This is a genomic window from Candidatus Acetatifactor stercoripullorum (assembly GCF_944382095.1).
In the GTDB taxonomy this organism is placed as follows: domain Bacteria; phylum Bacillota; class Clostridia; order Lachnospirales; family Lachnospiraceae; genus Acetatifactor; species Acetatifactor stercoripullorum.
Window position 1 is genome coordinate 1 of sequence record NZ_CALWMU010000039.1, and the last position, 21,450, is coordinate 21,450.

The 21,450-nt window shown below is 49.5% G+C and carries 18 protein-coding genes; 5 read left to right on the forward strand and 13 right to left on the reverse strand.

The features are described from left to right. Window positions 1-111: 111 nt before the first annotated feature. The 8 genes from SHK35_RS11245 to SHK35_RS11280 all read right to left on the reverse strand — a co-directional run bounded on the left by SHK35_RS11245 (window position 112) and on the right by SHK35_RS11280 (window position 9,491). Window positions 112-1,455: an MATE family efflux transporter gene (locus tag SHK35_RS11245; protein ID WP_318709822.1), complete on the reverse strand. Its 1,344-nt coding sequence runs from the start codon at window positions 1,453-1,455 to the stop codon at window positions 112-114. Then, window positions 1,452-1,928, reverse strand: coding sequence for a helix-turn-helix domain-containing protein (locus SHK35_RS11250; protein ID WP_318704374.1), 477 nt, complete (start codon window positions 1,926-1,928; stop codon window positions 1,452-1,454). Before SHK35_RS11250 ends, SHK35_RS11245 begins: the two co-directional genes overlap by 4 nt. Before the next feature lie 98 nt (window positions 1,929-2,026). Further along, window positions 2,027-3,790, reverse strand: coding sequence for a DUF2264 domain-containing protein (locus SHK35_RS11255; protein WP_318709823.1), 1,764 nt, complete (start codon window positions 3,788-3,790; stop codon window positions 2,027-2,029). 46 nt (window positions 3,791-3,836) lie between these two features. After that, the gene (locus SHK35_RS11260; RefSeq protein ID WP_318704372.1) at window positions 3,837-5,006 is read right to left on the reverse strand and encodes a glycoside hydrolase family 88 protein; all 1,170 of its coding nucleotides are present in this window, start codon (window positions 5,004-5,006) and stop codon (window positions 3,837-3,839) included. Between the two features lie 38 nt (window positions 5,007-5,044). Further along, the gene (locus tag SHK35_RS11265) at window positions 5,045-5,884 is read right to left on the reverse strand and encodes a carbohydrate ABC transporter permease (protein WP_318704371.1); all 840 of its coding nucleotides are present in this window, start codon (window positions 5,882-5,884) and stop codon (window positions 5,045-5,047) included. 85 nt (window positions 5,885-5,969) lie between these two features. Further along, window positions 5,970-6,761, reverse strand: a complete 792-nt coding sequence (locus SHK35_RS11270) for a DUF7402 domain-containing protein (protein ID WP_318704370.1) — start codon at window positions 6,759-6,761, stop codon at window positions 5,970-5,972. Then, window positions 6,761-7,825: an ABC transporter permease subunit gene (locus SHK35_RS11275; RefSeq protein WP_318709824.1), complete on the reverse strand. Its 1,065-nt coding sequence runs from the start codon at window positions 7,823-7,825 to the stop codon at window positions 6,761-6,763. The genes SHK35_RS11270 and SHK35_RS11275 overlap by 1 nt, the downstream gene beginning before the upstream one ends. A gap of 283 nt (window positions 7,826-8,108) precedes the next feature. Continuing rightward, window positions 8,109-9,491: an ABC transporter substrate-binding protein gene (locus SHK35_RS11280; protein ID WP_318709826.1), complete on the reverse strand. Its 1,383-nt coding sequence runs from the start codon at window positions 9,489-9,491 to the stop codon at window positions 8,109-8,111. A gap of 276 nt (window positions 9,492-9,767) precedes the next feature. Here SHK35_RS11280 and SHK35_RS11285 point away from each other — a divergent pair, with 276 nt between their 5' ends. The 5 genes from SHK35_RS11285 to SHK35_RS11305 all read left to right on the forward strand — a co-directional run bounded on the left by SHK35_RS11285 (window position 9,768) and on the right by SHK35_RS11305 (window position 17,162). Continuing rightward, complete coding sequence (locus tag SHK35_RS11285) at window positions 9,768-11,627, forward strand: sensor histidine kinase (RefSeq protein ID WP_318709827.1); 1,860 nt, start codon at window positions 9,768-9,770, stop codon at window positions 11,625-11,627. 2 nt (window positions 11,628-11,629) lie between these two features. Further along, window positions 11,630-13,243, forward strand: a complete 1,614-nt coding sequence (locus SHK35_RS11290) for an AraC family transcriptional regulator (protein WP_318709830.1) — start codon at window positions 11,630-11,632, stop codon at window positions 13,241-13,243. Between the two features lie 20 nt (window positions 13,244-13,263). Continuing rightward, the gene (locus SHK35_RS11295; RefSeq protein WP_318709831.1) at window positions 13,264-15,156 is read left to right on the forward strand and encodes a heparinase II/III domain-containing protein; all 1,893 of its coding nucleotides are present in this window, start codon (window positions 13,264-13,266) and stop codon (window positions 15,154-15,156) included. Window positions 15,157-15,278: 122 nt separating this feature from the next. Further along, window positions 15,279-16,610, forward strand: a complete 1,332-nt coding sequence (locus SHK35_RS11300; RefSeq protein ID WP_318709832.1) for a putative ABC transporter permease — start codon at window positions 15,279-15,281, stop codon at window positions 16,608-16,610. A gap of 33 nt (window positions 16,611-16,643) precedes the next feature. Next, on the forward strand, window positions 16,644-17,162 hold the full coding sequence (locus SHK35_RS11305) for a transcription repressor NadR (RefSeq protein WP_318709833.1): 519 nt from the start codon (window positions 16,644-16,646) through the stop codon (window positions 17,160-17,162). A 16-nt stretch (window positions 17,163-17,178) separates the two neighbouring features. Here SHK35_RS11305 and SHK35_RS11310 read toward each other — a convergent pair whose 3' ends face one another. The 5 genes from SHK35_RS11310 to nspC form a co-directional block, all read right to left on the reverse strand. After that, on the reverse strand, window positions 17,179-17,616 hold the full coding sequence (locus SHK35_RS11310) for a HEPN domain-containing protein (RefSeq protein ID WP_318704362.1): 438 nt from the start codon (window positions 17,614-17,616) through the stop codon (window positions 17,179-17,181). Next, window positions 17,606-17,956 (reverse strand): nucleotidyltransferase family protein, encoded by a 351-nt coding sequence (locus tag SHK35_RS11315; RefSeq protein WP_318704361.1) that lies wholly within the window; start codon window positions 17,954-17,956, stop codon window positions 17,606-17,608. Before SHK35_RS11315 ends, SHK35_RS11310 begins: the two co-directional genes overlap by 11 nt. A gap of 103 nt (window positions 17,957-18,059) precedes the next feature. After that, complete coding sequence (gene aguB, locus SHK35_RS11320) at window positions 18,060-18,935, reverse strand: N-carbamoylputrescine amidase (RefSeq protein ID WP_318709835.1); 876 nt, start codon at window positions 18,933-18,935, stop codon at window positions 18,060-18,062. Window positions 18,936-18,956: 21 nt separating this feature from the next. Continuing rightward, a complete protein-coding gene (aguA, locus tag SHK35_RS11325; protein WP_318709837.1) occupies window positions 18,957-20,057 on the reverse strand; it encodes an agmatine deiminase in 1,101 nt (366 codons plus the stop codon). A gap of 70 nt (window positions 20,058-20,127) precedes the next feature. Beyond that, window positions 20,128-21,300, reverse strand: a complete 1,173-nt coding sequence (gene nspC, locus SHK35_RS11330) for a carboxynorspermidine decarboxylase (protein WP_318709839.1) — start codon at window positions 21,298-21,300, stop codon at window positions 20,128-20,130. Between the last annotated feature and the right edge of the window lie 150 nt (window positions 21,301-21,450).

Genomic DNA, 21,450 nt, shown 5'->3' on the forward strand with positions numbered 1-21,450 from the left:
ATTTTATCATCTTTTTCCGCAAAAGGGCTTGTTTTCAGGATTTTTTGTGCGAATTATTTTTTTCCTTTCAGAACTGTAGAACAAGAGGGCTTACTGTTACATTTCGGCACATCAGCACGCGTCCTGACGCATCAGATCTTTGCGCTCTCTCAGCAATACAATGACAGCAAGGATGGCCGCAAGCAAAGCGGTTCCTCCAAAGTTCGCCCAAAGGCCTGTTAAGCCCAGGGGCCACAGCACTACGATCAAAAGCACCGGGAAAACCAGGGCGGTACACACTGAAATAATAGAGGCCGCTATAGGCTTCTCCACCGCCAGCATATAGCTCTGGGTGGCAAAGGAGAGCCATCTTGTCAGGTAGGTAAAGGCAAACAGATTCAGAGCCCCCACCGTAATTGCAATGAGCTCTCCACTTCCATTTGTGGTAAACAATCCTGCAATCTGCGTCGGGAACAGGAAAATAAACACCATGGACAAAAGGGACACTACAGCGCTGGCAACGTAGCAGCATTTTTCTATGGCTCTCACACGGGAGTGCTTGCCGGCTCCCAGATTGTAGCCCACTGCAGGCTGCAGCGAATCACACATACCGTAGAGCAGCGGCTGGATAAATCCGTCCACATACATCAGGATGCCGTAAACAGATACTGCCGTTTCTCCGCCCAGGCGCACTAAAACCGTATTCATTAATATGGAAGTAATTCTTCCCGCAATGTTGTTTAAAAAGTTGGGCGCGCCGCAGGCAATGATCTGCCGTACCATCCGGACAGAAAACCGGGGCCTGCAGAAACGAAGCTGCATTTTCCCCATAAAAAACGGTGCAAGGGCAATCAGCACACTGACAAACATGCCCAGACAGGTGCCCAGCGCTGCAGCCCATATGCCCCATCGGAACACATACAGGAACACAAACTCCGCTCCTGCGCTCAGCACGGACATAAAAATATTCAAGGCCATGCTGCCGTTAATCTTCCCGCAGATGCGCAGATAATTGTCCGTGGCAAACACCAGGGTGGTCACCGGAGAGCAGATGGCATACACCCGCAGATACTGCACGGCCAGAGACGCAAAATCTCCCTCTGCACCCATCAGGCGGATGAGCCCGGGGGCAGCAATATACAAAATGGCGCCCACCACCGCTCCTGCCCCCACAATCATAATACAGGCGCAGGTGAAAATATTATTGGCCTCCTCAGTTTTCTTTTTTCCAAGGCTTATGGAAATGGGAACAGAGGAGCCCACACCGATCAGGTCAGCCAGGGCAAAATTGATAATCACAAAGGGCATTGCCAGGTTCAGCGCCGCAAAGGCGGTCTCTCCCAGAAAACGGCCCACAAAAATACCGTCCACAAGCTGATATAGAGCCGAGGCCAGCATCCCTACTGCGCCGGGGAGCGAGGCCATAAAAAAAAGCTTTAAGGGCGGGGTCTTTGAAAATAAGGTCTGTGAATTCATATTTCCTTCCTCTCTTCTTTTCTGTCCAAGATTCTCTTTTGAAATTCATCACACAGATTCTTTGAAAAGCATTCGAAGGCATCAACAAACTCAGGAGAAAAATTCTGAAGGGTACTTTCCAACGCCTGCTGTTCCGACAGCCTCATATGCTTCAGTATGCCATCCGCATACTGCCTTCCCTTTTCGGTCAGGAGAATGGTCTTTTCCCTGGTGGGCCCGGCGGCTCCAAGAAGAATGTAATCCTCTTCAATCAACTCCTTTACCACCGTGTTTATCGTAGTTTTCGGTATCAGCCAGTCCTCGCATATCTGCTTTTGGGTATGGACCCTTCCATCATCCAATGCGCTTAAAAGAGCCAGCGTATTTTCCTTAATTCCCATACTTTTAGCGCAAAAATAATAGGCTCCGTCAATTTTATTGATAGCGTTCACCAGACGTTGTATCGCTTCCGAATAGTCCTCGTTTTTTTTCACATTGCTTCCTCCAAATACTTCTGCAAAACACAAAATACGAATCCGTACCATGTATAATAGTACGGATTCGTATTATTGTCAAGATAAATTTAATTTTTTCAGAGCTTTCCTCCATCCCCCTTTATATCTGCCGTCACGATAGTGACAAGCTCCTGTTCTCCCTTTACGATTTGATATTTTACCGCCGGAATGGCTGTCTTGGGATACAAAAGGTTGGTGTTGGGGTCCGCCAGGATCACATGCCCCTCCCCATGGGCAGCCTCCACCCTGCAGAAGGAATCTCTGTTCCCCGCCTGAGCCCAGCCTTTATCCTCAGTAAAGGAAAAGCCGGTGTCACAGGCTCCGGAGGTTCCCCTGTCATCGGGTATTTCCTCCCGTCTTATGGCAAAGCCACAGTCGAAGGCGGTGCATTCTCTGTCACTGATAATCCGGTGGCGTCTCACATGCCCCTTTTCGTTTGGAGTCACCGTAGTCTCCACTATAATCCCCGGAGCAGGACTCCACTTGGAAAATACGCCCGTGTCCGTGATTTTGGACTCCATGCAGATACGTCTCACATACACATAGCCGTCCATCACAAAGGCAAGCATATTGTCCGGGGCATTTTCATGAAGCTCAAAGCAGGACTTTGCCACACTGATGCTGAATTTGCTGTCATAGGCAAATTTGCCATACTTGGCCGCAGTCTGTCCGTGTCCGCTTGGACTGTAAACTCCCGGCACAAAGGCTGTGGTGTGGTTTCCATAATGCCGCACAAACATATCTGCCTGAGGCATTGGGCAGTCCGGCGAAAGAGCGGGAAGAGGCGCTTCTTTGGCCTGCCAGAAGGGATGCTCGTCCGGCAGCATCAAAAAGGCAAAGGTTTTCATGGCCCAGTAGGGCGAGCCCGGCGCATTGTACCGCTCTGCCATAATCAGATTGGGATAGCCGTATCCGATGGTTAAAATCCCGTCCCTGTCAAAAATAGGGCGCTCCATCCAGCTTCGCAGATGCCTTGCGATCAGTCCCTTCATCACATCTATAGGAAAAGGCTCTATTCCCACAAGCAGACAGGCGCCAAAAAAGCTCACCTGAGAAAACCGGTAGGTCAGGGAGCGGCCAAAGGGAATGGCGTCCCCGTCCTCGTCAAACCAATAGATAAACTGTCTGGCAAAGGTCATGGCCCGCTCCTTATACAGAGCGCTGCGTCCGGCATCCTCCTTCTCCATCACCTTCGCATACACCAGACAATAAAAATGAATGGCAAAGGAAATATAGTAATCCTTCTGCCCGGAATCTCCGTCCTGATACCATCCCTCTCCCAGGTAAAAGGTTTCCAGCCCTTCCAGATACTCCTCCAGCATCCTCTGGCTGTAGGGCCTTCCTGCCTTTTTCATGGCAATGTTCACCAGCACCGCAAACAGAATCCAGTTACACACCGGCAGCGGATGCTCATTGATTTTGTTCAGATACCTGCTGAGATTTTCCTTTTCTGTCTCGCTTAAGGGGTCCCAGACGATCTGTGGGGCAAACAAAATGCCATAGGAAATTGCTGCCATCTCCACAAAGCGCTGGTCAAAGGAGCCGCATTCCCCCCAGTACTCCGGGCTGTTTTCGTCCGTTCCGGCGCTTAAGCCTCTCTGATAAATTTCTTCAAAGCCGCTGTCTCGTCCGCCGCCCGCCCAAAAGGGCACCAGCCCCCAAAGGGGCCTGGAAAAGGCTTCCATCCACACAGCTCCCTGATCATAATGGGCCGCCGTCACACCCAGGTCCAGTCTTGCCCTCCCCTTACTGTAATGGGGCTTTAAGGGCTCCAAAACAGACAGCATCAGCTCCTGAAAATCCTTTTTCGTATGTAATTCTCCACATCTGATACCCTTCATTGAACTTCCTCCCCAGCCGTCAAATAACGTCCTCTCCAGACGGCTTTTACCAATACTGCTCCCAATCCCTGCTCATTCTGGTGAGCGCCTCCATATAGAAGTAATCTCCCCAGGAATTGCACTCATCCACCCCGTAATGATTACAGGTGTTATAAGGTGAGTGATTGGAATAGGTGCTGTGCAGCACCAGCCCGTTGGATGTGTTCATATCCTTTACGGCATAATTGTCATAGACGGATTTCATGATTCGTGCGGCAATGGTTTTATAATGCTCTGCCTCCTGCGGCTCCAGATATTTTGCCATCTCCAGCATGCCGCAGGCCGCAATGGAGGCCGAGGAGGAATCCCTAGGCTGGTCATCCCCGTCCGTAAACTCCAAATCCCAATAGGGAACCAGATCCTTAGGGAGATGGGTCAGGAAATACTCCGTCACATGGCGGAACAAATCAATGTATTCCTTCCTTCCCGTATAACGGTAGGCAAGGGCCATGCCGTACACACCCCAGGCCTGTCCTCTGGCCCAGGCGGAGCCGTCTCTGTAGCCCTGGCAGGTGGCGCCGTGGTCCGGCGCCCCCGTTTTCATATCAAAGAAAAAGGTATGCCAGGTGGAATAATCCTCTCTGATCACATTGGCAACCGCCGTATGGATATGCTTTTCCGCAATGTCTCTGTACTTAGAATCTCCCGTCTCCTGGGAAGCCCAGTATAAAAGGGGCAGATTTAACAGGCAGTCGATGATGAGACGGTAATTTTCCGGGGCGTCCATGGGCCCCCATGCCTGAATAAATTCTCCCACCGGATGGTATCTGGTGATCAGCTGATCCGCCGCCTTAATGGCCGCTTCTCTTCCCTCCTTGCTGCCTGTGAGCTTATAGCCCGCCACGCAGGAGGGGGAATATAAAAAGCCCATATCGTGGTGATCTACCTCGATTTTTTTGTCAATCCGCTCAAGAAAGCTGTGTATCTGTATTTCAGCCGCCTTTTTCAGCCTCTCATCCCCGGAATATTCATAAGCCAGCCATATCTCTCCGGTCCAGAAGCCACAGGTCCAGTCCCTGTTGGGAATGGGCTTATAAAATCCGTTTTCGCTGTACGCGTTCTGAAACTCCTCTGTGAACTCCGGAAGCACATGGAGTATCTGCCTGTTGCAGAAGTCAAGGGCCTCATTGATTTCACTCTGTGTGATTTTGGGATATCCCTCAAATGCAATCGCCATATGTAAACCGCCTTTTCCTTATCTTTTCTGCCTCTATTTTATCCCTTCAGTCCTGTGGACGCAACGCCTTCCACAAAATATTTTTGAAGTACCAAAAATACAATGAGCACCGGTATCAAGGACAGCACGGAGCCGGCCATGATCAGTCCGTAGTCCGAGGAATACTGGCTGATAAACATTTTCAGTCCCAGCTGAATGGTCTTTTTTTCCTGGGTCTTTAAATAGATCAGGGGCCCAAGGTAATCGTTCCAGGTGGCCACAAAGGTAAAGATGGTCAGTGTGGAAAGCGCTGGCTTTGACAGGGGCAGCATGATTTTTGCGTAAATCCTGTATTCGCTCATGCCGTCGATTCTGGCGGCCTCACACAGATCGTCGGGAATGCCCTCGTAAAACTGCTTCATCATAAACACACCGAAGGCCGAAAACGCCTGCAGACAGATAATGGCAAGCAGCTTGTCATTCAGTCCCATACGGCGCATCATGATAAACTGCGGCACCATGTATACCTGCCAGGGCATGGCGATGGTTGCTATATAGGCCAGAAACAGCCCGTTTTTATGCCTGAAATTCAGCTTTGCAAAGGAATAGGCCGCAAAGCTGCTGGTCAGAAGCTGCAAAAAGGTGACAATAACGGTAAGATATACCGTGTTTCCCACAAATCTTGCAAAGGGAATCTGGGTCCAAATGTCAGAGTAATTGCTCCACTTGGGTTCTTCAGGAATCCATACAAAGGGATTCATCTGGAATACTTCCCTGTCGCTCTTGATGGATGCGGACAGCATCCAGAGGAAGGGAATGATCATGACCAGCGCGATCACAATCAGTATGATGTATACAATCACTTTGCCTAAAACGGCTTTTTTATGTGCTGATCTCATATTCTCCCATACCTTTCCCGCAGGACGCCTCTCTTGTCCGGCTCCTGCGAAAGATGATCAAAATTGTCAAAGATTATTTTATGGCTCAAAGCACCACGTAACCGTACACCTCTATCTGGCTTAAGGCAGGAAAGGGCGAAGGGTCGTCGGCTTTGATCAGGTTTCCCAGCTCAAGCCAGGTAATCTCCCTTTCCGGGAACGTCAGCGTCTGGGCACGGTTTGTTTTTTCCAGGGTAAAATCCTGACTGCTCCCATCGGAAAATCGGAGGGTCACCTGGGTCCACCAGCTGTCGTGAGGAAAATCGGCCCGGGTGTAGAGCACCACCCTGCCGGTGCGGATTTTTCTGCCGAAGTCCACCTTCATGGCAGCATCAGCCTGTCTGTTGATTCCCCAGGACTGATAGGGCCATTCTCCGTGAGAGAGATTTGCTCTCACACCGTCTATGGCGTTCTTTGCGGCAAACACACTCTCTCCTCTGGTCTCCACATTTGCCGTAGCGTGGGGGTAACAGGGTACCTCCCGATGCTGGTCCGCAGGATTCAGGGCAAGATTCCGATAGCGGGAAACCTCCTCCTTTGAGGCCGTCTCCGCATACAGATAATGCCTTGCTCCCGCAAATACCTTGGGGGAATAGCTGATGCGCTTTTCGCCAAATGGTATCTCATAGGAAACATTGTCCGTTATGTACACAAAGGCAGAACCCAATGCGTCGTCCACCTGCAGATTTACATGAATATTTTTTTCGGAGGTTTCCAGCACAATCCGATCCCCCTCCTCATAGGTGCGGGTACACACCAAATCCACAAAATCCTCGCCGTTTCTTACACAAATGGTATTTCCGTCCCTGTCCAAAACTTTCAATGATAAATAAGCCATTATGCCCTTTCCTTTCTCGCCTGGCCTCTGAACTGAATAATGGTAACCAAAAGCACCATCACAAACAATACCATTGCCACTGCGCTGGAATAGCCCAGATCCCAGTCGATAAACGCCTTCTGATAAATGTAGTAAACTAAAACCGTGGCGGATGTGGTAAGCTCGCCGCTTCCGCCGCCAGCCAGCATGATAGCAATATCATATACTTTAAAACAGTTGATGGTCAACATAACCACTACGAAAAAGGTGGTAGAGCTTAACTGGGGCCAGGTGATGTAACGAAATTTCTGCCAGGTGTTGGCGCCGTCTAAGCTGGCTGCCTCATACAGCTCCGAGGAAATTCCCTGCAGGCCCGCCAGATAAATCACCATATAATAGCCCATGTATTTCCACACACTGAACAAAATCATGGAAAGCAGCACCAGCCCGCCGCTGAACCATTGGGGCAGATCCTCCTGGGCCACATGAAACACGGTGTAGAGTATGTTATTGATGGGGCCCTTGGAGGGATGGAACAGCATTTTCCACACGGCTGTAATGGCAACCAGGGACGCTACATAGGGGAAAAAGGACAGAGTACGAAAGATGCCTCTTCCCACTACCTTCTGGTTCAGCACAATGGCCAGCGCCAGGGAGGCCACCATGGTAAGAGGAACGGTCCCGATACAATAAATAACCGTATTCTTCAGCGCCGCTTTAAAGAAAATATCATTTCCCAGTCTTGCAAAATTGTCAAGTCCGGCCCATTTTATGGGATTGCTTCCGTCCCACTCCAAAAATGCCAGGGCAAATGCAAACACAATGGGAATCAGCGTAAAGACGCAGAATCCGATAAAGTTGGGCGCGATAAAGGAATATGCCACAATATCCCTCTTTGTCTCCCGGCTTAAAAGCCTGCCCGATTTCAGCTTATCAATCCGGCGGTTGTACTCTCCGATTTTTACGATCATTTTTCTCTTTTTCTTTTCATCGAATTCTGTACGCACCGCCGCGATCAGCTGGGTAAGCTCCCCCTGCAGAGAGCTTATTTTTTCCGCTTTTTGAATCTCATCTACTTTCGGCATGGATACTCTCCTTTCAAAGTCTTACAGAATAGATCGCTGCAAAACTAAAATATTGATATCTCTAATTCTGCACATTGCATATTTCATAAACAGACCCTTGCTGGCCGCCGGTACTTGGGCTGCGTTCTCTGCAGCCTTATGTACCGCTGCGGTCAGCTCGGAGCGAAAGCGTGTCTGTGTTGAAAGGTGCAATGGGCACGATGGCATCGTAAATAATCTGTTTTGCAGTGATCTACCTTACAGGAAGAGGCCGCAGTCGCCTGCGGCCCCTTTCAATACCTTTTTACTGTGCCAGAATCTGGGAAACTCCGTCATTCATAGCCGCAATACCTTCGTCAATTGTCATTTCTCCTGTCATAATGCTTCCATGGTAGGAATCCAGCAGAGAGTTGATTTCAGATACGTTGGGAGCGTACGGCACCTCCAGGTACAGATTGGACACATTCAGCGCCTCCTTGCTTGCCTCGTCGGTGGGGAAGCCCTCCATGCCGCTGATGGCATCTCTAATCTCATCAGTCATGATTGCAGGGAAGTTTCCGCTGGAAGCCATAACTGCTGCGCCTTCCTCACCGCTTACCCACTTCACGAACTCCCATGCTTCATCGGGGTTGTCGCTTGCTGTGGTAATGGAAATGCCGGTGATGGTTCCAAGGGTAGAGCCAGGCTCAACGCCTTCTGCGTGAGGGTATTTTACAATGCCCCAGTTGCCGCACAGGTCTGCGTCATATTCGCCGCTTGCCAGGTTGGTGATCAGGGTGGAGATAAACCAGGAGCCCTGATTCATCATAGCCACATCTCCACCGGAAAATGCTGCGGAATAGTGAAGTCCCTCAGTCTTTAAATCGGTGTACTTTCTGCACACGCCGTCAGCCTCCTGATTCAGCACCATCTCATAATAGGGCTTGAAGAAGGAATACTCGCCGTCCAAAATAGTGTGCTCGCCGTCCAAAACGCCAAACAGCTGTACCGCACTTCTCCAGGTGTGGTAATGTGCGCCGTATACCTGAGAGCCAAAGGTGGTGTCCGTCACCGCTCTGGCCAAAGCGTCATACTCTTCAAAGGTCATATCGTTGGTGGGATAGTCAACGCCTGCTGCATCAAACAAATCCTTATTATAGAAGAGCACCCAGAAGTCATTTCTGAAGGGCAGCTCATAAAGGCTTCCGTCCACAGTCACCTGATCGGTGGTGCCTGCAAACTGAGTCAGATCAATGCCGTCTGCTGCTATGTAGTCGTCTAAGGCAAGAATGGAGCCCTTCTGTACCAGGGTTGCATAACCGGGAACATCCTTGATGGTTACCAGATCGAAATCCGTACCTGTTCCGGACAGCTCCGTTGCCAAAACCGTCATGTAATCTGTGGAGCCTAAGTCTACCATCTCAATAGTTACATTGGGGTGGGATGCTTCATATGCCTCCTTAAGATCGCTCCAGTAAGCTGTGGTCTCCTGATCCCAGATAGCCCACTTGAGGGTAACTGCTTCCCCGGCTGCCTCGGTAGAAGCCTCTGACGCCTGATCAGATGCCGCCTCCTGGGTGGTCGCTGTCTGGGCATCGGAAGCCGCTGTATTTCCTCCGCCTGCAGTCTCCTCAGTACCGCCGCAGCCTGCAAGCAGCGTAGCCGCCATAGCTGCGGTGAGCAAAATGCTGAGCACTTTCTTTTTCATACACAATCCTCCTGTTCTGATGGGTTTTGATCTCTCTCAAACCCTTCCGTTGATTACAGATAAAGTATATGAAATTTCTCCCTTCTTTTACATGGAAAAATTTAATATTCTATTCAAAATTTATTCACAATTTTACGCCCTTTTGCTGAAAGAGCTTCCAAAATCTGCACTATTTTTTAATATGATGTAATTTTTTAAGTTATCCGTTCTCTGCTTCCCCATGCGGGCCGAAATATGATATACTTGATATTATTATTGCAGAAACAGGGGATTTCTATGGTTCAAAAAAAAGAAAAGGAACGGTCTTTGAGCAAGACAAGCCGCCCCTTCGGCAGGATTCAGAAAAGGATTTTGTTTCTCACTGTTTCCTGCCTGTTTGGCATGTGTCTGATTATCAGCTTTGCCAGCTATTATATTTTTCAAAAATATCTGCAGCACAGCTTGATTCAATCAACCGAGACCAACTTGAAGCTTTTAACCGATACCATCAACGGCAGCATGGACAATGTCTACCTTATGGTACGCTTCCTTCAGACCAATTCTGAGGTGGCGGAATATATTGAGAACAATCCCAATCCAGGCTCCGTTCTCTCTGTATCCACCTATGAAAGAATCAATGAGGAGTACAACAATAACGCTTCCAATGCCTATATGCCCCGGGTGGCTGTCATTACCAGAGATCATTTCCTGCAGATCGTCAGCGCTTCCTACTCTTCCACAAGCGATCTGGCGCAGGAGGTCCCTAAGCTTTCTTTTTTTCAGGAGCTTTTGGAGGATACCTCCTACAATTTTTCCACCGGTCTGATTAATGACCCTTTTTACCGCAAGGGCAGAGCCGTCCTCCCCATCATCCGGCCCATCACCTATCAGTATAACTCTGTTCAGGGGGGCTACCTGTTCATCGAGGTGTCCACAGAGCTGTTTGCCTCCCCCTTAAGGCGCTACAATGTTGCGGAGGACAGCAACATTTATCTGACCCTGGGAGATCACAACTATGTTTACCGCGAGGGCGCCTTCGAGGAATTGGATGGTTCTTATGAAATGCTTAAGGACCTGACTGAATCTGCCATAACAGACAATATCAGGGTAACTAAGATAAGAACGTCGGACAGCAGAAACCGGATCGTTGTGACCTCAGCCTTAAATATGCCGGACTGTTACATCAGTCAGAGCATTTCCCATTCGGAGCTGTTTAACCAGCAGCTTTTGTGGTGGGCCATTTTAGCAGGCATTCTCATCGGGATTTTGGGAATCGGCATCCTTCTTATGATCATCCTGAATCGTATGATACATGTGCCCGTTTTCAAATTGCAGGCCAAGATGCTCCGGATTGCGGACGGAGATTTCAGCCGTGATCCTTCTATAGAATGGAACCATGAGCTGGGGGATATCGGACGGGGCATCAATGACCTGTCTGAGGACGTTTACCTGTTAATGAATAAGCGCATTGAGGATGAAAAGCAGAAACGGGATCTGGAATATAAAATGCTCCAAAGCCAGATTAACCCCCACTTTCTGTACAATACCCTGAATTCTATCAAATGGATGGCCACCATTCAGGGAGCTTGTGGCATTGCGGAGATGACCACCGCCCTCTCCCGGCTGTTAAAAAGCGTTTCCAAGGGAACCAGTCTCTTAATCCCCATACGGGAGGAGCTTTCTTTGGTGGAAAATTATTTCACCATACAGAGCTATCGCTACGGCGGCACCTTGTCGTTGGAGATTCATGTGGAAGAGGAGTTCATCTATGACTGCGAGATTATCAAATTTACCCTGCAGCCCCTGGTGGAAAACGCCATCTTTCATGGGATAGAGCCCAAGGGAACCACAGGACGCATCACCATAAACGCATTTTGCGAAAAAAAAGCAGAGGATTCTCCTGATGGGCTTCCCCAGCTCTGCATCGACATCACAGACGACGGTGTGGGCATCTCTCCTGATAAGGCACAGCAGATTCTGGTTGATAATCAGGAAAACAGCACTGATTTCTTCCGGGAAATCGGGGTCAGCAATGTTCACAAGAGGCTGCAGTATGAATTTGGGAAATCCTATGGCATTACCATCGCCAGCGAAGAAGGAGCCTATACCACCATGTCCATTCATATCCCCGGCCGACGTGCAGGAAGGAAAGATTAAATATGTATAAATTGTTAATTGTTGACGATGAACCTCTGGTTCAGGTAGGAATCAAGTCCATGCTGGACTGGTCCAAATACAACATTGAGATATGCGCCACGGCCTTAAACGGCCAGGCGGCGCTGCAGATCATAGAGGAAAAACGTCCTGATATCGTGATGACGGATATTAAAATGCCCGTGATGAGCGGTTTAGATCTGATTCGTATCTGCAGAGAGCGTTACGGAAATGAAAAGCCTTGCTTTATCATTCTCACCAGCTACGAGGATTTCCATATGGCAAAGGAGGCCCTCACCTATCAGGTAACGGATTATCTGGTAAAGCTGGAGCTCACCGCCGACACCCTTTCCGAGGCCATAGAAAGGGTGCTGGCGGCTATCCGCCGGATAGAGGAGCGGGACGGCGCCGCCTCCACCGCTGTGTATCCCTTTTATGACAAATTCTTTATCCGCCTGTTAAACAATCTTTTTGAATCCGAGGAGCAGTTTACGCTGCAGAGCCGGGATTTGAATCTGGACTTTGGTTACGGCGGGTATGTATGCTGCTACGGAGAAATGACCAGTCCCCAGGCGGAGCAGCTTCCCAGGGAAAAACAGATTTCCCTGTTTGTTTCCTCCATGCAGATGATACGGGAGCTGGCGGCAAAATATATGCCTTGCTATGCCCTTTCTCTGGATATCCGGCATTTTGCCCTGATTTTCTGCTATAGCACAATATCCGAAAGTTGCCGGGAGAGCAAGGACTATGGGAGGGAAATCCGGGGTATTCTTTCTGGAATCAGCACGACCCTGGAAAAATACTACAATGTTTCCTTTCACTGCGGTATCGGCAGCCTGACGGACTCGCCTCAGGGCATCAGCGACTCCTATCAGTATTCCAGACAGGCCTGTCTTATGACGGACACTTACCGCCCCTTTTCCTTTTTTGAGGACTGTCTGAAGGAGGATTCCTATCACAGCTCCTTTAATATCAGCTTGTTCAAGCAGGAGCTGACAAGAGCCTTTGAAGAATACGATCCGGAAATTCTGCAAAAGACCATAGACGATATCTGCGGACTGTTTGCCCTCCATCCCAGCTACTATGTCCAGGCCCTGGACGCCGCATGCAATATCCTCTATCTGTCCATCTCCCTGCTTCAGAACGGCGAATCCATTTTGTCCGAATTTTTCAAGGACAATCCGGAGGGATACCGCTCCATCTACAAGCAGACAAGCGTGGAGCAAGTCATAAACTGGCTGCAGTCCTTCAGCCGGCAAATGTGTCAGCTTTTTGAGGACCGCCGCCGTGATTATAAAAACCATATTGTGGCCAATGTAAAAAAGTACATCAATGAACATGTGAAAGAACGGCTTTCCTTAAACGAGGTGGCCGCCGTGTTCGGAATCAGCCCCAATTATTTAAGCCAGCTTTTCGGAAAGTATAATGAGACCGGCTTTTCCGAATATGTAAATTCCTGCAAAATCAGGGAGAGCAAAAAGCTTTTGCAGGAGGGGCACCTTAAGGTATACGAGATTGCGGAGATGCTGGGGTTTGAGAGCGCCTTTTATTTCAGCAAGGTATTTAAAAAGCTGGAGGGCATGTCTCCCACTGAATACCTGAATGCTCAATATAGATAATATAAAAGGAGAGAGATATTATGGAAAACAGGTGCGGTCAGGCTGCTTCTCTTTTTTTGGATGCTTTGTCCAAAAATAGGGAAAAAGGAAAGAATGAGAGCCTTCTCAAGGCATTTTCTCCCTTTCCGACCGCCTCAGACAGGCAGGCCTATCAGGGGCTTCCGGAAGAAATCCGTCACAAGATCATAAAGGAGGGAGAATCCTTTTTGTCCTTTGCTTATCCTCCCATCCGGGCCACTGATTATATGAGTTTTAAGAGAACCGGCAGCCGGGCGGTCTACGAGGATCCTTATTTTTCCAGGCGCAAGGCTCTAAACAGCCTTGTGCTTGCAGAATGCGTAGAGGGAGAAGGCCGCTTTTTGGACGATATTATCAACGGCATCTATGCCCTGTGCGAGGAAAGTGCCTGGCAGATTCCGCCCCACAACAGCTATATCCGGGACAGTGAGCAGTTTATTCTGCCGGACTTTGAGAGGCCTGTACTGGATTTGTTTTCCTGTGAGACCGGCGCGCAGCTTTCCTGCATTTTATATCTGCTTTCCGAACAGCTGGATCAGATCAGCCCCTTTATTACAAAAAGAATTCACAGAGAACTGGAAAACAGAATATTACAGCCCTATCTCACGGAGCATTTCTGGTGGATGGGACGAGACGGGGAGGAGATGTGCAACTGGACCGTGTGGTGTACCCAGAATGTGCTGATTACTGCCTTTTTAGCAGATTTTCCCGAGCAGACCAGGCTTGAGGTTTTAAAAAAGGCCGCTTTCAGCTGCGACTATTTTCTTGCAGGCTACGGTGAGGACGGCTGCTGCGACGAGGGCGCCCACTATTACCGCCATGCGGGGCTTTGTTTGTTTTGCGCCCTGGACATTCTGGATCAGGTCACAGGCGGCTTTTTTGCCCCCCTGTTTCAATGGGAAAAAATTAAAAATATTGCCTCCTATATTTTAAACGTCCATGTGAAGGACAACTGCTATTTTAACTTTTCTGACTGTTCTGCCACGCCGGGATACGCCGGGGCCAGAGAATATCTTTTCGGAAAGCGTACCGGGCAGCGTGCTCTGATGCTGTTTGGCGCCAGGGATTTTGGCAGATCAGGCTTCGCTCTTTACAATGATGAGGGCATCAGCCTCTACTACAGGCTGCAGACCGCCTTCTGCTCCCAGGAGATGATAGATTTTGCCTGGGAAAATCCTGCGGACATTCTCCCGGAGGATATTTTCTACCCAAGCGTGGGACTTTTTGTGGCCAGAAGCCCCTTGCTTTCCCTGGCGGTAAAGGCCGGGGACAACGCAGACAGCCACAATCACAACGATACGGGCAGCTTTACCCTTTACAAGGACGGAAAGCCTCTGTTTATTGATATCGGCGTGGAAAGCTATACGAAGAAAACCTTCTCCGAAAGACGCTACGAAATCTGGACCATGCAGTCCTGCTATCACAACCTTCCCACCCTAGACGGGCTGGATCAAAGAGATGGAGCCGCCTTCCGGGCCACCCAGGTGAAGACTGCCTTTGATCAGGATAAGGCCTCCATCTCCATGGAGCTTTCTGAGGCATATCCTTTTTCGGAAAATGCCTGCCTTGCCGGGGACGGCGCCTCCCCCTCCTACGTGCGGAAGGTGATTCTGTGGAAAAAGGAAAATAAAATAAAACTAACGGACTGCACCAACTGTGAAAACGTCACCTTAAACCTCATTACCTACTATGCTCCTTCTGTCAAAATGAATTCTGGGGATTGCGGAGAAATTGTTTTTGAAGAAATTTCCAGCGCCTCTTTCCGGGGAGCAGAGCTTTTCGCCATTGATACGCTCCCGGTCACAGACCCCAGGCTTAAAGCCTCCTGGGACCACGATCTGTACCGAATCCGCCTTACCCTCACAGGAGGACAGTTTGATCTCTGCATCCAGTAGGCGTTCCAACCCTCCCTGCGGTCTGTCCGTCTTTACTTTTCGGCCCGGCCTGTGGTATGATGATTGGCAAAGCAGTATATAATGATTCTTAAATTTATCAGCTAAAGAAAAGGGAACCTGACATGACTTATAACTTGCTGCAAATTTCCTGGCTGTTTTTTATCTATTCCTTTGCGGGCTGGTGTATTGAAGTATGCGCCGCCGCGCTGCAGCGCCGGAAATTCATAAACCGGGGCTTCGTAAACAGTCCCCTGTGCCCCATCTACGGCTTTGGCTCAGCGCTGTTTGCCATTTTTCTGCCGGAGCTTACGGAAAATCCTTTCTTCCTGTTTCTGGGAGGAATGCTCGTGGCCGCAGTTTTGGAATACCTTACAGGTCTTGCCCTGGAGAAAATATTTCATCAAAAGCTGTGGGATTATTCACACATACGCTTTAACATAGGCGGCTATATCTGTCTGCGGTATTGTCTCCTCTGGGGAATTTTGGCAGTAATCACCATGCTGTTTGTGAATCCTCTGCTATGTTCCTTGCTGGATCTGATACCGGAGTTTCTGGCCACAGTTCTTTTGTGGGTGCTCTGGGGACTGCTGGCAGTGGACTTTATCACCACCGCTGTTTCCGTGCTGGGAATGAAATCCAGAGCCAGACGGCTGTCCCAGCTCACAGAAGGTATGCAGGAAACCTCAAAGCTGTTGGAAAATGCCCTGACCAAGCGGGTACAGTCCCGTATGCAGAAATCCTTCCCCGCCATTAATCCCCAGGCGGCTGCCGCAAAGAAAGAAAAATCCCAGGTCTTTGCCCAGGGCTGCAGCTTCTACAAGCTGTTCTGCCTGTTTTTCATAGGTTCCTTTCTGGGGGATATCGTAGAGACTATCTTCTGCTATATCACCGCAGGAGAGCTTATGAGCCGGAGCAGTGTCGTCTACGGTCCCTTCAGCATTGTCTGGGGTCTTGCCTGCGCGCTGCTGACAGGACTTCTCTACCGCTATAAAGATAAAAGCGACGGATATATTTTTGCCGCAGGCACTCTTTTGGGCGGCGCTTATGAATATATCTGCAGCGTCTTTACAGAGCTGGTATTTGGCACCATCTTCTGGGACTACAGCAGCTATACCTTTAACCTGGGAGGACGCATCAACCTGCTGTTTTGCTTTTTCTGGGGAATTGCCGCCGTTGTATGGCTGAAGCTCCTTTATCCACGCCTGTCCCGCCTGATTGAGAAGCTGCCCAAACGCTTTGGCGCTATTCTGTGTAATTTTTTGATTGTATTTATGATATTTAATATGGCTGTATCTGCGGCAGCCCTGGCGCGCTACACCCAGCGCAACACCCAGGGTTCCGCCGCAGAGCAGAATGTCTCCCAAGCTGCCCAGGCTGTGAACAGCTTTTTAGACAGCCATTTTCCGGACGAGCGGATGGAGCGCATTTATCCCAATGCGAAAATCGTAAATTAACGGGAAGTCATCAGATAACAGGGAGGAATTTCCATGAACGACGCAGCGTTTAGAAGAAAAAGGATTCTGGAATATTTAAGCAGCAGGGCAGAGCCTGTAAACGGCTCCCAGCTGGCAGGGCACTTCGGCGTAAGCCGCCAGATTATCGTACAGGATGTGGCTATCCTCAGGGCCGAAAACCGCAATATCCTCTCCACCAACAAGGGCTATATGCTCTTTCATCCCCAGGATATGCGAAAGGGCTGCACCGCTGTCATCGCCGTAAAGCACACCGCAGAAGAAACCCTGGATGAAATGCGTTCCATCGTGGACTTTGGCGGCAGTATGCTGGACGTGTTTATCGATCACGACCTCTACGGACAAATCCGGGTAGACCTTGTGATCAATGATATCCAGGACGCCCAGGAATTCTGCGCCCGGCTGTCCCAGAGCAGCTCAAAGCCCTTAAAGGCTCTGACGGAGGATCTTCATTATCACACCATAAAAGCTCCCTCCGAAAAGGCCCTGGGCCTGATTCGTCAGGAGCTTAAGGAAAAGGGAATTCTGCTGTAGCCGACACCCAGAACCTTCAATTTCTACGTTTTCTATCAACAGGATCGTTTTCCGCCATATTTCCCTTCTTTTGTATATATTCTTCTACCGTTTTCACAAATGTTTCCGCATGTGAAAGCTGAATAGCAGAGTCCTCTTTTGATGCCAGAAAAAAATCCGAGTAATCACATTTTTCCCGTATTCGGTATGCCCCGTCAATGATCTTATATATATCACGATCAAATTCTCCAGTATGCACAAAATATTGGTTAAAGTGGGCAATAACAGAGCTGTGCTTTGATGCATCAAATCCATCTAAAATATTCACCGCACGAATTCCATGAAAAATCGCATAATAGGAACGGTTAATTGATGCTTTAAACAGCCCGGCATCATGATTCACTCTTGCCGCCTGCAGATCTTCTCTGGAACGTTCCAGCCTGTATCTGCACAATGTTTGAATATCAAGCTGCATAAACCACAACGCCTTCCTTATCCACATTTTTATAGAACGGGGAAATTGTTCTCCACTCCATGTACTCCTGATATTTTACATCAATTATAGAAAATACTCTCAGGTATTTAAGCGCCAGATCAGTAGATACATCGCTGAGCTTTTCGTCGTATTTCCGCAGTTCCGAGTCCGTACCATCCACCAGAACCATTATATCCACATCTGAATCCTTTGTCTGCGTTCCTCTGGCAACTGAGCCATATAAAATCACCGCTTTTAGACGCTTTCCATATACCCGGTGAAGAAGTTCCGCCATTTCCTGTAAAATTTCTCTTAACTTTTCGTCCTTAATCTTATCCACAGCATCAACCTCCCAATCCTAATGGCAATAAATTTTTCAGTCATAGTATACCACAGAATTTTCCGCTCATCTATTGAATCAAGGCTTTTGGGGAATCCGCCTTCTATCTGCAGATCTCTTTATACATCTTTGGCCTTCTGTCCCGGAAAAGCCCCCATTCAAACCGAAGCTTCTCAATGCTCTCAAGATCAAAGGAATGAAGGAGTATCTTCTCCTGGATCCGGTCCCCCTCCGAAAGAATTTCTCCTGTTTCGTCCGTAATAAAAGAGGAACCATAGAACACAAGGCTGGAGGACTGATTGTTGTTCTCCTTAGTGGGAAGCACCACTTCCTCCCCGATGCGGTTTGCCGCAATCACAGGCATCACGTTTGCCGCCGCATGTCCCTGCATACAGCGCCGCCAGTGGGGCATACTGTCGCATCCGATAATGGGCTCGGAGCCTATGGCCGTGGGATACAAGAGAAGCTGGGCGCCCATCAGCGCCATACACCTTGCGGCCTCCGGGAACCACTGATCCCAGCAGATGCCCACTCCAATTCTGGCATAGGCAGTGTCCCACACCTGAAATCCTGTGTCTCCCGGTGTAAAATAGAATTTCTCCTGATAGAAATGATCATCGGGAATGTGGGTTTTACGATAGATGCCCAAAATTGTGCCATCCGCGTCGATCACCGCCACCGAATTGTAGGTGGTATTCCCGCTTTTCTCAAAAAAGCTTATAGGCAGCACTACCTTCAGCTCGGAAGCCACCCTCTGAAAGTGGCGTACCGCAGGATTTTCCTCCGCCGGATAGGCCAGCTCATAGGAAGCATATTTTTTTTCCTGACAGAAATACCAGGTTTCAAACAGCTCCGGCAGCAGAATGATCTGCGCCCCCTCCGCCGCCGCCTGACGCACCAGCTTGTCCGCCGCCTTTATATTTTCCTCTCTCTCCCGATTACAGTACATCTGCACCGCCGCAACCGTCACCTGTTCCATAGATACCTCCCTGTGAATTTTTCATATATTTGCCGGAATCTGCTGGGTAATGCAGTGGATATTTCCTCCACCAATCAGAATATCTCTGGCATAAATCTGAATCACCTGGCGGTCCGGAAACAGCTCCTGCAGCGTCTCCTTTGCCAGCTTATCCATAGGGTCTCCAAATCCCGGCATTACAATATTTTTATTGGCAATATAAAAGTTTACATAAGAAGCCGCCAGCCTTTCCCCGGGCATTCTCGTAGGCTCTCCGTCGCAGGAATCCAGCCCTTCGCACTCCTCCTTAGTCACCGTCACCGGCCCCGGAAGAGGAAGCTTGTGCACCTTAAGGCTTCTTCCCCTGGCGTCCCTGGCCTGTTCCAGCGCCGCAAGACAGGCGTTGGACATTTCATACTGTACATCCTCCTTGTCCTGGGTCCACGCCAAAACTACTTCTCCCGGCCTGACAAAGGCGCAGATATTATCCACATGCTCGTTGGTCTCGTCATTGTAAATTCCACAGGGAAGCCAGATCACAACGGACACTCCCAGATACTGGCGCAGCGTCTCTTCAATCTCTTCACGGCTCATCTGAGGATTTCTTCCCTTGCTCAAAAGACAGGGAGCCGTCACGATACAGGTTCCCTCTCCGTCCACATGGATGGAGCCTCCCTCCAGAATAAAATCCCGTTTGTCATACACATCCTTTTCAAAAAGGTCGCACAGCTTCCTTGCCATCTGGTTGTCCTTATCCCAGGGAAAATAGAGCCCGTCATAGAGCCCTCCCCAGGCGTTAAAGCCCCAGTCAATGCCCCGGATCTGCCCTTCCTTGTTTTTCACAAAGGTGGGAGCATAATCCCTTGCCCAGGAATCATTGCTGGACATCTCCACCACACGAATATGTGCGGGGAGCGCCGCCCTTGCATTGTCATACTGTGCTGCGGAAGCGCATACCGTCACCGGCTCGGAAAAGGAAATGGCCTCCGCCACCTTCACAAAAGCCTTTCTGGCCGCGTAGGCTCCGTACTGCCAGGAATCCGGCCGCTCCGGAAATATCATAATACAGCCCTGATGGGGCTCGAATTCCCCGGGCATACGGTAGCCGTCCTCAAGAGGCGTTGTATCCTTTATGATCCGCATATGGATCCCTCCTTATCATTCTTTCCTATTTTTCTGCTGTTTCTCCAAGGGCTGTCTCTGATGCGCTGTGTTAAAGCCTTTCCTTAAAATCCTCGTAGCCGAAACGCTTCCATATTTTATATTCCCCGGTTCTGTCCTTCAAAACAATGGAGGGAAGGGGCATCCCGTTAAAGGTATTGGTCTTTACCATGGAATAAATCGCCATATCCCCAAAGACAAGCCTGTCTCCTTCCTGTAAGGGCTGGTCAAAGGAATAATCCCCGATCACATCCCCGGCCAGACAGGTGGGTCCTCCCAGCCGATAGGTATAGGGCTTCTCCCCAGGCTCCCCGCTGTGAAGCAGCGGCGGACGGTAGGGCATTTCCAGCACATCCGGCATATGGCAGGCCGCCGAGGTATCCAAAATGGCAATATGGATTCCATTGTGAACCACCTCCAGCACAGAGGCTGCAAGAAAGCCCCCGTTCAGCGCAACGGCCTCTCCCGGCTCCAGATATACCGTAAGTCCATAGGCTTCCTTCATATGCCGGATACATCGTTCCAGCCGGGGGATATCATAGCCCTTTCTGGTAATATGATGCCCTCCTCCGAAATTGATCCATTTCATGCCCTTGAGATAGCCTCCGAATTTCTCCTCCACCGCCTTCAGAGTCTCCTCCAGGGCGTCCGCATCCTGCTCGCAGAGCGTGTGGAAATGCAATCCGTCCAGCAGGGACAAAAGAAAACCGCCGTCCTTCCTGATCTCCTCCTCAAAGGCTTTTCTGGTCACCCCAAGCCGGGAGCCGGGAGCGCAAGGGTCGTAGATAGCATGTCCCTCCTGGGTGGAGCATTCCGGGTTGATGCGCAGTCCGATACTTTTTCCCAAAGCCTTGGCTCTCTCTCCATACTTTTTCACCTGGTTCCAGGAGTTAAATACAATATGGTCACAATACTCCAAAAGCTCCGGAATCTCCTCCTCCTTGTAGGCCGGGGAAAATACATGATTTTCACAATGCTTTCCCTCTTTTTCCAAAGGCGCTCTCATCTCCTGGGCGCCCAGCCTTGCTTCATACAATCCGCTGGCTGTGGCGCCGGAAAGATATCTGCCGATCATGGGATACAAAGCATACATGGAAAAGGCCTTTTGGGCCAGCAAAATTCTGGCCCCCGTCCGCTCCATCACCCCCGCAAGTATTTTCAGATTCTCCTCTATCAGCCCCTCATCCACAATATAGCAAGGGGTAGGCAGCTCCTTTATTGTCATATCCATACCTCTAAGTTTTAAATACTTGTGAAACCTATATTTTTATATCCTGTAATGTTACACATTGTATATTTCAAAAGCAGACCCTGGCTGGCCGCCGGTACTTAGGCTGCGTCCCCTGCAGCCTTATGTACCGCTGCAGCCAGCCCG